The 11,659-nt window shown below is 65.2% G+C and carries 15 protein-coding genes; 5 read left to right on the forward strand and 10 right to left on the reverse strand.

Annotation, left to right across the window (positions count from 1 at the left end; genetic code table 11):
* Positions 1 to 82: 82 nt before the first annotated feature.
* Positions 83 to 379: a DUF4282 domain-containing protein gene (locus tag QA642_RS06800; RefSeq protein ID WP_074119364.1), complete on the reverse strand. Its 297-nt coding sequence runs from the start codon at positions 377 to 379 to the stop codon at positions 83 to 85.
* Between the two features lie 175 nt (positions 380 to 554).
* On the opposite strand from QA642_RS06800, the gene QA642_RS06805 reads away from it, so the two are divergent.
* From QA642_RS06805 to QA642_RS06815, 3 genes are all read left to right on the forward strand, one after another.
* Positions 555 to 1,007 (forward strand): MaoC family dehydratase, encoded by a 453-nt coding sequence (locus QA642_RS06805; RefSeq protein ID WP_283083975.1) that lies wholly within the window; start codon positions 555 to 557, stop codon positions 1,005 to 1,007.
* Positions 1,007 to 1,486 carry a MaoC family dehydratase gene (locus QA642_RS06810; RefSeq protein WP_283083976.1) on the forward strand — a complete coding sequence of 160 codons (480 nt, stop codon included), beginning with the start codon at positions 1,007 to 1,009 and terminating at the stop codon, positions 1,484 to 1,486. Before QA642_RS06805 ends, QA642_RS06810 begins: the two co-directional genes overlap by 1 nt.
* Before the next feature lie 366 nt (positions 1,487 to 1,852).
* Positions 1,853 to 1,999, forward strand: a complete 147-nt coding sequence (locus tag QA642_RS06815; protein WP_007596790.1) for a hypothetical protein — start codon at positions 1,853 to 1,855, stop codon at positions 1,997 to 1,999.
* A gap of 61 nt (positions 2,000 to 2,060) precedes the next feature.
* Here QA642_RS06815 and QA642_RS06820 read toward each other — a convergent pair whose 3' ends face one another.
* The 5 genes from QA642_RS06820 to QA642_RS06840 all read right to left on the reverse strand — a co-directional run bounded on the left by QA642_RS06820 (position 2,061) and on the right by QA642_RS06840 (position 5,564).
* Positions 2,061 to 2,198 carry a hypothetical protein gene (locus tag QA642_RS06820; RefSeq protein WP_283083977.1) on the reverse strand — a complete coding sequence of 46 codons (138 nt, stop codon included), beginning with the start codon at positions 2,196 to 2,198 and terminating at the stop codon, positions 2,061 to 2,063.
* A gap of 299 nt (positions 2,199 to 2,497) precedes the next feature.
* Complete coding sequence (locus QA642_RS06825) at positions 2,498 to 2,920, reverse strand: hypothetical protein (protein WP_283083978.1); 423 nt, start codon at positions 2,918 to 2,920, stop codon at positions 2,498 to 2,500.
* A gap of 262 nt (positions 2,921 to 3,182) precedes the next feature.
* Positions 3,183 to 4,100, reverse strand: a complete 918-nt coding sequence (locus QA642_RS06830) for a hypothetical protein (RefSeq protein WP_283083979.1) — start codon at positions 4,098 to 4,100, stop codon at positions 3,183 to 3,185.
* Between the two features lie 273 nt (positions 4,101 to 4,373).
* Entirely contained in the window at positions 4,374 to 4,814 is a 441-nt protein-coding gene (locus QA642_RS06835; RefSeq protein ID WP_283083980.1) for a nuclear transport factor 2 family protein, read from the reverse strand.
* Positions 4,815 to 5,117: 303 nt separating this feature from the next.
* The gene (locus QA642_RS06840; RefSeq protein WP_283083981.1) at positions 5,118 to 5,564 is read right to left on the reverse strand and encodes a nuclear transport factor 2 family protein; all 447 of its coding nucleotides are present in this window, start codon (positions 5,562 to 5,564) and stop codon (positions 5,118 to 5,120) included.
* 283 nt (positions 5,565 to 5,847) lie between these two features.
* Here QA642_RS06840 and QA642_RS06845 point away from each other — a divergent pair, with 283 nt between their 5' ends.
* On the forward strand, positions 5,848 to 6,084 hold the full coding sequence (locus QA642_RS06845; RefSeq protein WP_283083982.1) for a hypothetical protein: 237 nt from the start codon (positions 5,848 to 5,850) through the stop codon (positions 6,082 to 6,084).
* A 306-nt stretch (positions 6,085 to 6,390) separates the two neighbouring features.
* Entirely contained in the window at positions 6,391 to 6,780 is a 390-nt protein-coding gene (locus QA642_RS06850; RefSeq protein WP_283083983.1) for a hypothetical protein, read from the forward strand.
* Positions 6,781 to 6,862: 82 nt separating this feature from the next.
* Here QA642_RS06850 and uvrB read toward each other — a convergent pair whose 3' ends face one another.
* From uvrB to QA642_RS06870, 4 genes are all read right to left on the reverse strand, one after another.
* On the reverse strand, positions 6,863 to 9,829 hold the full coding sequence (uvrB, locus tag QA642_RS06855; RefSeq protein ID WP_283083984.1) for an excinuclease ABC subunit UvrB: 2,967 nt from the start codon (positions 9,827 to 9,829) through the stop codon (positions 6,863 to 6,865).
* A gap of 91 nt (positions 9,830 to 9,920) precedes the next feature.
* On the reverse strand, positions 9,921 to 10,151 hold the full coding sequence (locus tag QA642_RS06860; RefSeq protein ID WP_283083985.1) for a hypothetical protein: 231 nt from the start codon (positions 10,149 to 10,151) through the stop codon (positions 9,921 to 9,923).
* A gap of 46 nt (positions 10,152 to 10,197) precedes the next feature.
* Positions 10,198 to 10,422 (reverse strand): hypothetical protein, encoded by a 225-nt coding sequence (locus QA642_RS06865; protein WP_283083986.1) that lies wholly within the window; start codon positions 10,420 to 10,422, stop codon positions 10,198 to 10,200.
* A gap of 132 nt (positions 10,423 to 10,554) precedes the next feature.
* Positions 10,555 to 11,469 carry a LysR substrate-binding domain-containing protein gene (locus QA642_RS06870; protein WP_283083987.1) on the reverse strand — a complete coding sequence of 305 codons (915 nt, stop codon included), beginning with the start codon at positions 11,467 to 11,469 and terminating at the stop codon, positions 10,555 to 10,557.
* Positions 11,470 to 11,659 lie beyond the last annotated feature (190 nt).

An 11,659-nucleotide genomic window follows, 5' to 3' on the forward strand; every position in this document is an offset into this window, starting at 1 on the left:
GCCCACCGATCTCTCAAATCGCGGAATGATGGTGGGCACGGCGCTTTGCGCCTTTGCCCACCCTACGGCACTTGCGCCTGCCTCACTTCATCCCGCCGCCCTGATCCCGGATCGCGCCGAGATGCTCGTTGATGCGGAATACGATCAGGATCAGCTCGGCGGCGATGCGCGAGAACACGACGCCGACGACGACGCTGGCGATCGACGACAGCAGCACCAGGAAGCCGCCGAACGGACTGATCGCCATCGTCGCCAGACCCGAGAAGATGCCGGAGAGGCCGAACAGGCAGATCAGCGCGATCACCAGCCAGTAGAACGTCTTGATGATGGTCGGCGTGATGAAGCGGTCCCATTGAAACAGGTCGCTGAATGAAAACATTGCTCTCCCCAGGGCAAATCGGGACTTTCGGATCGGGACGTCACTCGGGCCTCGGCCTTGACCCGACTCAAATCAAGACAGCCGCCTCCTGTGTAGCACGAGCCATGCGGGCCGGCGGGTTGAGATTGCCGCAAACTGCGGCCACAATCTGTCATTTCCGCAACGCACTCCCAAGATGACCCTGACCTTCGAAGACTTCCCGACCGGCCGGTTCGGCACATTCGGCCCGCGCCATGTCACCCGCGACGAGATCCTGGCCTTCGCCGCCGAGTTCGATCCGCAGCCGATGCATCTCGACGAGGAGGCCGCCAGCAGGAGCATGCTGCGCGGCCTGTCCGGCTCAGGCTGGCACCTCTGTTCGCTCATGATGCGGATGATGGCCGACGGCTTCATCACCCGCGCCGCCTCGCTCGGCTCGCCCGGCGTCGACGAAGTGCGCTGGCTCTCGCCGCTGCGGCCCGGCGACGACCTCATGCTCGACGTCGATGTCGTGGAGGCGCGCGCCTCGAAGAGCCGGCCCGAGCTCGGCATCGTCAAGTTCAAATGTACCGTGCGCAACGCGGTGGGGGAGGCGCTCGCCGAGATGACCTCGCCGATCCTGATCAAGCGGCGCGAGGGGGCAGCCTGATGCGGTTCTTCGAGGACATCGCGATCGGCCAGCGCCGCGAGCTCGGCGCCTATACGTTCACGGCCGAAGCCATCAAGACCTTCGCTGCAAAGTTCGATCCGCAACGCTTTCACCTCGACGAGGAAGAGGGCAAGAACTCGCTGTTCGGCGGGCTCGCCGCCTCTGGCTGGCATGTCGGCTCGGCCTGCATGAGCCTGGTTGTCGCCGACGGCCAGCGTCTGGCGCGCGAGGCCGCGGAGCGCGGCGAGGAGGTCGCGGTATGGGGCCCATCGCCTGGCTTTCGCGACCTGCGCTGGATCAAGCCGGTGCTTGCCGGCGATGTCATCTCTTTTGCCAGCGTCGTCATCGACAAGCGCACCTCCGCCTCGCGTCCCGGCTGGGGCATTCTGACAGCCCGCACCACCGGCACCAACCAGCGCGGCGAGGAGGTCTATTCGATCACTCCCTCGGCCTTCGTGCCGATGCGGAAGACGGGCTGATTTAGAATCGATCGAGCCGGCTGCCTCTTCACCTCTCCCCGCTTGCGGGGAGAGGTCGGATCGCTCTTGCGATCCGGGTGAGGGGTACAGGTCCTTCGATGAATCTCATCCGCGGAGAGAGGCCCCGCACCCCAACCCTCTCAGCGCGAGCGAAGCTCGTCGCGGCCCCGTAAGAACGGGGAGAGGGAGAGGAGAAACCGAGCGAGTGTTGCCCCCGCGCTATGGACGCGATTCCGGGTCGCTGCCATAAGCCTGCTCAACATGGTTACCCGCGAAGCAGTTGGCGGAACCATCGAGTTGCTAACCAATTATGAACCTGTCGCTGTCTAATTGAAACGAATTAGCAGAGGACAGGGGACGAGGACCATGGCAGACCGCGGCGCACTCAAGCTGGTCGGATTCATTTTTGCTACCGCCACGCTGGCCGTGATGCTGGTTGCCGGCATGGTGGTGAAGGGCTACGCCGACGGCGCCTACACCCTGGAAGCCTCGACCGTGGAAGCGGCCAGGTAAGATCTCCAGTAAGATCTCCAGGTAAGATCTTAAGTCTTCGCGGCCGGGATCGGCCTTTCGCTCAGCGACTATAGACGAACGCCAGGACGGCGATCGCAACCACGAGCAGCCCGACAAAGCGCAGCATGATCGTGCCGAACTGGTTCGGCGCGGGCTGCAGCGGGATGGGGTCCGTGTTGTCGGGCCGAATGCTTTCCATCTGACATGTCCCCGGCCCGGCCGTGACGGCACGGGCGCCTGGCATTGGTCGCGGGGAAGGGGGCGTGGGTTCAAAGCGTACACTGCTTCACCTCTCCCCGCTTGCGGGGAGAGGTCGGATCGCTCTTGCGATCCGGGTGAGGGGGTACAGGTCCCACGCTTATCTCGCGTGTGGAGAGGCCCCTCACCCCAACCCTCTCCCCGTAAGAACGGGGAGAGGGAGAGAGACATCCCTCCAGAATCAAAACCGCCGCGCTCCCTTCCGGGAACGCGGCGGCCGGTGATGCTTGGCGCTGGTGCTTAGCTGTTACGCAGGCCGTCGGCGGCGCGCTTCCACTGCGCGACGTTGTCGGAAATCATGCGGGTCGACTTCATTGCGGCCTGGCTGAGCTGGGCGTAGCCGGAGATCTCGCGCTGGACGCGCTGGCCCTCGGCATGGAGCAGGTCGCGCAGGCTCTCCAACTCGGAGATCAGGTTCTCGATCTCGGCGAGCGAAGTGCCGGCGACGCGCTGGATCAGCGAGTTGACGTTGGTGACGGTGGCTTCCGCGCTCGGGTCGAGCGGCGGCGCGTCGGTGGTCGGCGTCGCCGGGCGGCGCAGATAGGCGATGTCGTTGCGGACGAAGTCGCGAATGCCGGCCTCGACCTCGGTCACGGCGGCGAGGTCGTTGTCGACCGTCTCGGTCTCGGTGGATTCGATCTTTTCCGGACGAGTAGCGTTCATCGTTGTTCCCCTGATCGCGTTGAGCGCAGCGCGAGTGTCCCCGCACGACGGCGTTCTGTGAAGGGACTAGGGCGCCCGATTTTGGCCGCAACTGGGCCAAGATGCGGCAAGGGCGGACCATTCGGGGGCTTTGCCGTGGCGTATGGTTAGGGAAGTGTGAACGGCTGCTGTGAAGATGATCCTATCTCTCATTGCGCCTCAATCCTTCGAGACGCGCTCCTTCGGGCGCCCTCAGGGTGAGGGGAAAGGGTGGAGGCTAGGCCTACCAGCTCTTCTTGAAGCCCGCCGTCACGCTCTTGTTGATGGTGCCCTGCGAGGTCTCGCCGACCGAGCCGGAGACGGTGACGTTGTCGAACAGTTTCTGCTCGGCGCCGACCTTGCGCAGCCATTTGTCGTCGGTGGTCGACAGCGACTGGCCGGCGCTGATGCTGGTGCCGGTGTCGGTGATGGTGACCTTGGCGGTCTGGTCGGTCTCGTAATTGCGGGTGATGTGGCCGCCGATGCCGGGCACCGCGGTGGTGCCCTGCTGATTGACGCTGTAGCCGTTCTGGAGCGTCAGCGAGGTGTCGCCCGACAGCGGCACCGACTTGGTCAGCGACGCCCCGAGCTTGCTCTGCTCGGAGCCGGGATCGACGCGGGCTTCCACCGCAGTCTTGTCCCAGATCGAGCCCGCGCCCGGCGCGGTCGCGGTCGCCCAGGCACTGCCCGAGGATTGCGGCAGGCTGCCGCCATTGGCGGCCTTCTGTGCCAAGAGCTCGGACATCGTCCTGGGCTCGCTCGTCACCGTCATGTCGGCGCCAATTCGCGTGTCCCAGAACTCGAACACCGACTGCTTCACGGTCACCGCCGAGGAGCCGTTGGCGTTGGCGTTCGACGACCAGTTCAGCCCGCTATTGGCCGCGGCCTGGGCGCGCTTCTTGGCGGCGATGATGTCGTTGAGCGTGCCGGCGTCGATCGCGAGCTGGCTCCAGTCGAGCTTGTCGACGTCGATGCCCTTCATCACGTCGGGATCGTTGACGTCTGGGGCCTCGGCCGCCTCAGCCTCCTCGTCGGGCGCTGCGGCCGGGCCGGGCGAGAAGGGCGGAATGATCTGCGCCGAAACCGTCAGCGCCGAGCCAAAAATGAACACGGCCGCCAGCACCGGCAGCCTGGTCCAGCCAAAACCTGTCGAGAATTCCATCGTCCTGCCCGCGAGCCCCGGCGCATGCCGTCCGCCAATAATATAAGGCGGCCTTCGGTGATGACCATGCGCCATTCGGTCCGCCGGCATAAATGCTGATCTATCGTTGCGAAATTGTGGCAACTCGCGTGGACGCGAACCAACGGGCCGCGCGAAAAGGCGCGCGCCCAATGACGAGCTCGTGACACGACGGCATCCGGCGGGGCTGGAGGCCAGGACGTCGCGTCAAGCGTCGTCATCGGTCCCGGAGAGCGGGACCCGTTGGCGTCCCCCTCAGCCGGCGCTGGTCATCTTCGGCAGATGAATGGCGCGGCCGAGTGCCTGCTCGACCAGGTCGAAGGTGTCGATCAGCACGCGCATGCTGATCAGCTTGCCCGCCCTGAACTGCGCGAATTGGGCGACCCGCAAGGAGATCGGTTTGTTGGAATCGAGCGCCGTCAGCGAATAGCGCAGCATCGAGGCGGCGGAATCGACGCCCAACATGATGCTCTCGCGGTCGAAGCGGCGGACCTGGAAATTGTCGGCAAGCTGGCGGATGACCTCGAGCACGGCATCCCGGCCCTGGCGCGCGCCGAGGAACGGAAACATGTCGATCGGACCATAGAGCGCCCACTCGACGTCCTCGTCGATCAGGGCCTCGATGTCATCGAAATGCCGGTCGTTGATCGCGCGGTGCAACGCGCGCGAGAAACGCCAGAGGCTGTGCTCTGTCATTTGGGGCAATCCTGAAGCTGGCTTGCAGAAAAAACGGAAAACAGCCCCATGCACCGCAATGTGCCCCGGGGGCGTTCAACTCATTTGTATGCGAACAAGGTAGGGGATTTCGGCCAAAACGCAATTCACGTTTTTGCAATGCACAATTGATGGCGTTTTGTGAGATTTACAACAGAACCCCGTAGTTTCCCGGTTTCTGCCTCACCTCTCCCGCTTGCGGGGAGAGGTCGGCTCGCTCTTGCGATCCGGGTGAGGGGGTACAGATCTCACGGCGACCTGATACGTGGAGAGAGCCCCTCAGACTCAGTCCACCCGCTGCCCCATGATCAGGGGCCCGATCTCGCGCTCCAGCACCTGCTGCACCAGGTCGTAGGAATCGATGATCTCGCGGATCTGCGAGACCTGCCCGCCGCGGAAGGTGTAGAACACCGCCATGTCGAACTGCACGATGCGGTCGTTGCTGCGCTTCTTGAAGTAGCCGTGCAGGTAGGTCGCGACCTCGTCGCCGTCGGCGAGGATGTGCGGCGCCTTGTAGCGGATCTCCGAATAGCGCGACCAGATCGTCTGCCAGAGCTCGCGCAGCTCGGCCTTGCCGTGACGCGGCACCATGTGCGGCAGCACGTCGATCGGCGCATGGGTGAGGAAGTCGACGTCCTCGGTGCAGCACGACAGCGCGGTATCGAGATCGCCGCGCGCGAAGGCGTCGAGCAAATGCAGCACACGCTGCCTATTCAGCTTTTCAACCGTCATGCGGCGCCGCCTTTCCTCGGCCGTGGATTGCAAGGCTATCGCGCGGTGCGCGCGCTTCAATCCGCAAAAACACAGGAAAAAAACAGGACAAGCACACAAGGTATGACGCGCGAGCACAATGCCCGGTTCATGGGGTGCAATTGCGGGTTGCTTCTGGATTCACATGCGCGAATTCGGCCGCGCCCCGTGACACCCCTGCACGCACCGGCGGGCGCGCCGCGTCAGGGAACCCGGCCCGCTTGCGCCCGTTGAGAACTGGACATCGCTCCGGAGACATCGATCCATGAAATCCCCGCTTCCCGCCATCGCCGCCGCACTTCTGATGCTCGGCGCGAGCTCCGCCGCCAACGCTAAGGGCTGCATCAAGGGCGCCGTCGTCGGCGGCGTCGCCGGCCACTATGCCGGCCATCACGGCATGCTCGGCGCCGCTGCCGGCTGCCTCTATGGAAGGCATCATGCGAAGGAGCAGGCGAAGCAGCAGCAACAGCAGGGTCAGGTGAACGGGCAGGGCAAGCTGTAGCGCTGGTCGTTCTCGTGCGAGTCAGGCGGCCACCACTCTCTCACTCCCTCCCCCCTTGCGGGGGAGGGGCGGGGAGAGGGGTGGCCACGAACGCTGACCTCTCCCGGAGCCACCCCTCTCCCTAGCCCTCCCCCGCAAGGGGGGAGGGAACGCAGCGGAGTTCGTCGCTACATTCGCGCGAACGGCGAAGCCGTAAGACTCTGAAGCATCCACACTTGTTCGGCGCCCAAAGGCACGTGACCCATCTCACATCACCTCTCCCGTGGAGCAGCTAACGTCACGTGCATGTCATCAGGGAGACATGCCATGGCCGCCACCATCGCCGCCGCGAGAAAGTCCCGCCTCCACAACGCGCTCGAAGGCCTCGCGCTGACCGCGACGCTGCAGAGCTTCCCGACCTTCGCCGCTGCGGCCTTCCTGCTCAAGCTCGTCGGCAACCACGACCTCGTCGGCGACCCCGGCGTCGCCATCTTCGTCGCCGTGGCATCGCTCGCCCACGCGATGTTAGCTGTGACCCTCGGCCCGAGCTTCCCGGCCTTCTTCAAGACCGTCTACGAGCCGAAATTCTTCGAGGCCCATCTGTCGCTCTCCGACAAGATCATCGCCTGGCGCACCCAGCCGGTCGCGTCACTTCAGCTCGTGACCATCGTGCTGTTGCTGTCGGTGATGGCGGTGGTGACGGCGAGCGTGGGGTAGGGGGACATCTCTCCGCCGTCATTCCGGGGCGCCGCGAAGCGGCGAGCCCGGAATCCATAACCACGAATGGCGCCGCTGCGCCCTACCTCTTCTTCCACCCGCCCCTTCGCCCCGGCACGCCACCCGTCGACTTCGGCGCGGGCCCGAACTCCGGCCCGGACTGCCTTGAGTCCGTCGGCTGGATGATCCGGCTCGTACTTCCGAACGGCTTTGCCGGCAGCGCCGGGCTTGGCCGGTAGGGCAGGGATTCCGGGCCGTGCATCTCGTCGAGATGCGGCTTGTGCACGCGTGAGCCCTTGCCGCCGCCGGCCTTGAGCGCGGTTGCTGCGCTCTTGTTCTTCATGGCGCTGACGGGGAGGTTCGCGGCGTCGCCGTACTTCTTGGCGCCCGCATAGGCGCCGGCCTTGCTCTGCACCGCGCGCTGTTTTGCGGTGGGATCGTCCACCACCGCAAGCTCCGTCGCGCGCAGGCGCTTCACTTCGTCGCGCAGGCGGGCGGCTTCCTCGAAGTTCAGGTCGGCGGCGGCCTCGCGCATGCGCGTTTCCAGATCAGCGAGCACGGCTTCAAAATTGTGACCGATCGAGATGACGTCGTCGGTCATGTCGTGGCCGCCGACCTCGACCAGCACATGGTCGCGCTCGTAGACGGAGTTGAGGATGTCGCCGATCTGCTTCTTCACGCTCTCCGGCGTGATGCCGTTGGCGTTGTTGTACTCGACCTGCTTCTCGCGGCGGCGGTTGGTCTCGGCGATGGCGCGCTCCATCGAGCCGGTCATGCTGTCGGCATAGAGGATCACCTTGCCGTCGACGTTGCGCGCGGCGCGGCCGATGGTCTGGATCAGCGAGGTCTCGCTGCGCAAAAAGCCTTCCTTGTCGGCATCGAGGATCGCGACCAGCGCGCATTCGGGAATGTCGAGGCCTTCGCGCAAGAGGTTGATGCCGACGAGCGCGTCGAACGCGCCCAAGCGCAGATCGCGGATGATTTCGATGCGCTCGATGGTGTCGATGTCCGAGTGCATGTAGCGGACGCGAATGCCCTGCTCGTGCAGATATTCGGTGAGGTCCTCCGCCATGCGTTTTGTGAGAACGGTGATCAGTGAGCGATAGCCGGCCTGCGCGGTGGCGCGGACCTCGCCGACGAGATCGTCGACCTGGGTGCGGGCCGGACGAATGTCGACCGGCGGATCGATCAGCCCGGTCGGGCGAATGACCTGCTCGACGAACACGCCGCCGCTCTCATTCAGCTCCCAGCCGCTCGGCGTCGCCGACACCGCAACCGTCTGCGGCCGCATCATGTCCCACTCCTCGAACCGGAGCGGGCGGTTGTCCATGCAGGACGGCAGGCGGAAACCGTATTCGGCCAGAGTCGCCTTGCGGCGGAAGTCGCCGCGGAACATGGCGCCGATCTGCGGGATGGTGACGTGGCTCTCGTCGGCGAAGATCAGCGCGTTGTCGGGGACGTATTCGAACAGCGTCGGCGGCGGCTCGCCGGGGCGGCGGCCGGTGAGATAGCGCGAATAGTTCTCGATGCCGGCGCAGCTTCCGGTCGCCTCCATCATCTCGAGGTCGAAGGTGGTGCGTTGTTCCAGCCGCTGGGCTTCCAGCAGACGACCCTGATCATGCAGCTGGTCGAGCCGCTGCTTCAATTCGAACTTGATCGACTTGATCGCCTGAACCAGCGTCGGGCGCGGCGTCACATAGTGCGAATTGGCGTACATCTTGATGAATTCGAGCTCGTCCTGCTTGTGGCCGGTGAGCGGGTCGAACTCCTCGATCTGTTCGATGGTGTCGCCGAACAAATTCACGCGCCAGGCGCGGTCCTCATAGTGCGCCGGGAAGATGTCGATGACGTCGCCGCGGACACGGAAGGTGCCGCGGGTAAAATCGGCCTGGGTGCGCTTGTACTGGAGCGCGACCAGGTCGGCGATCAGCTGGCGCTGGTCGATGCGCTCGCCCTTCTTCAGCGCGAAGGTCATCGCGGTGTAGGTCTCGACCGAGCCGATACCGTAGATGCAGGACACCGAGGCGACGATGATGACGTCGTCGCGTTCGAGCAGCGCGCGCGTCGCCGAGTGGCGCATGCGGTCGATCTGCTCGTTGATGGATGAATCCTTCTCGATGTAGGTGTCCGTACGAGGGACATACGCTTCCGGCTGATAATAGTCGTAATACGAGACGAAATACTCGACCGCGTTGTCCGGAAAAAAGTTCTTGAACTCGCCGTAGAGCTGGGCGGCGAGCGTCTTGTTCGGCGCGAGGATCAGCGCAGGGCGCTGCGTTGCCTCGATCACCTTGGCCATGGTGTAGGTCTTGCCGGAGCCGGTGACGCCGAGCAGCACTTGGCTGCGGTCGTTGCGCTCGATGCCCTCGACCAGCTCCTTGATCGCGGTCGGCTGATCGCCGCGCGGCTCATAGGACGACTTGATCTCGAAGCGCACGCCGCCTTCGGACTTTTCCGGGCGCGGCGGGCGGTGCGGCGTCCACACCTTCATGGAGCCGTCGTCCTTGCGGAACTCCGGCCGGCCTTCGCGGATCAGCGATTCCAGGGCATCGGCGGTCGCCTTGACGCCGAGCGCCTCCATCTTGGAGCGCGGCGGACGCGCCAGCGCTTCGGCGTCATCCTCCTCGGTAGGAAGGCCGAGCTGCCGCGCCAATTCCGGATCGAGCGTCGGGATCGTGGCCGCGGTGCCGTAATTGGCCTGCGGTGCCTCGTCGAAACCCTCGGTCGAGACGCGCGCCCCCGGCGGCTGCGGGTTGGGCCGCAGCGGCATCGGCTTGGCCGTGTCTTTGGCCGTGTCCTGCGGAAACTCCTTCGGCGTCGAGGCGCGCGCGCGATGGGCGGCGGCCTCGCCGCCAGCGCGGCGGTCGCGCGAATTGTCCGGCGGCGGCTGCAGCCCGGTGCCCGATCCCAGCCCGGCATCGCCGCGATTGATCGCGGGATTCAGCAGCTCGGCCAGCGCCGGTCCGATCGGCTGCACGTCGGGCCGATGAGCCTTCGAATTCGGTGCTTTGGATTTCGGGGATTTCGGGGGAGCAGGTTTCTTCGCCATGAGCCGAATATGGGACGAGTCCGCCCCTCAATAAAGGGCGAATGACCCACCATGCTCAGGCTGCTGACAGCAGGTTGGCAGCAGGACCCGCTCACGCCGCCGGCAGCGGGCCCTCGTCGTCCCCGGCCGCCTGATGCGGTTTCAGGATGTCGAGGTGGATGCCTCCGCAATCGGTGCAGCGCATGGTCCAGTACTCGCATCCGGCGCGGCCGCCGATCACACGGAGCACCGCGAGATCGCCGTTGCATTCCGGGCATTTCGACAACACGCTGCGGGTGTGGATCCGAGGCCGCGGTGTGTCTTCGAATTCCATGACTGACATGACCGGTTCCCTGCTTTACCCCGCTGCTGGTCCCTCGGAAATCCGCCTATTCGTCGTCGCTGTCGGCGCGCCGGCGGAAGCGATCGATGTGGTGCTTGGCGTCGGCAATCGCGGCGTCGCTGTTGGGCCAGGCGAAGCCGACTTCCATGGCCGGAAACAGCACGCCGTCGATGGCAAGCGGGCTGAAATCGGCGCGCCGGATCCGGGCATGCCAGAGGCCTTTGCCAGCCTCGAAGGATTCAATGTCAAAGCCGTCGTAGAGGGTCGTCATTTGTAGTCCCCAAATGCTCTTGTCGGAGGGTTAGAGGACCACGTTTGCCGATTTCGGTATGTGAAGCCGTTCACATGCGGTCCGGCTTTTTCACCCGTACGGGTGAGGGGCCGGAGCGTTTGGAAGCTGGAACTAGCCGCGTGCGGTAGCCCGGCCGAGCCGCCGCGGCCGGGCTGCGGGTTCCGATGCGACGCGCATGATCCAGCGGCGGAACGCGGCGAAGTCGCGCTGCTCGGTCTGGAAGCTGCGATAGACGAGATACCAGCGCATGCCTTTGGGCACCGAGAGATCGAATGGCGCGACCAGCCGGCCGGCGGCGATGTCGTCGTCGATATAGGGCCGGATGCCCATGGCGACGCCGAGCCCGTCGGCGGCAGCTTGCAGCGCCTGGCCGTAGAACTGGAACTCGGGTCCGCGTGGATTGATGCGCGTGAGGTTCGCGGCCTTCAGCCAGATCGGCCAGTCCTCCGGCGAATGTTCGACGCGGATCAGGCTCGGACCTTTGAGGTCGGCCGGGCGCTTCAACGACGTGGCGAGGCGTGGCACGCAGACCGGCGTAAGGTCGCCGGCGAATAGCGGCTCCGCGACCAAGCCCGGCCAGTCGCCGGTGCCGAGCTTGATGCCGCAGCTCCAGTCCTCGCCGAACGGCACCGAGGCGCCGCCGGTGGTGAAGCGCACCTCGATGTCGGGCTCCTCGCTGCGAAACTCCGACAGGCGCGGGATCAGCCAGCGCATCGCGAAGGTGTGGCCGACACCGATGGTCAGCACGCGCATGCCGGACGGCGCCGTCACCTGCGCGGTGAGGCTGGCCAGCGCGTCGAAGATCGGCGTCAGCCCGCTCTGATAGGCGCGGCCGGCCTGCGTCAGCACCAGCCGGTTGGCCTTGCGCTCGAACAGCGCGACGCCGAGCCGCTCTTCCAGCAGATGCACCATGCGGCTGACCGCGGCCGCTGACACGCTGAGCTCGAGCCCGGCCGCCGCAAAGCTGCCGGTCCGCGCCGCCGCCTCGAATGCCTTGATGCCGTTGAGAAACAGCAGCCGCCGCAATTGCCCGACCCTCAGGAAAGCTGATGCCAGGCCAAGATAACTCAGTTTGCGCGAGGTGAGCAAGCGAGGCAGAAATATCAACGTAATTCGGGCTGATTTGTTGAAGGCGGAGCGCGGCCCCTTCGCCTCTCCCCGCGCGCGGGGAGAGGCCGGAATTTGCGCAAGCAAATTCCGGGTGAGGGGGACTCTC

Source organism: Bradyrhizobium sp. CB2312 (assembly GCF_029714425.1).
Taxonomy (GTDB): Bacteria; Pseudomonadota; Alphaproteobacteria; order Rhizobiales; family Xanthobacteraceae; genus Bradyrhizobium.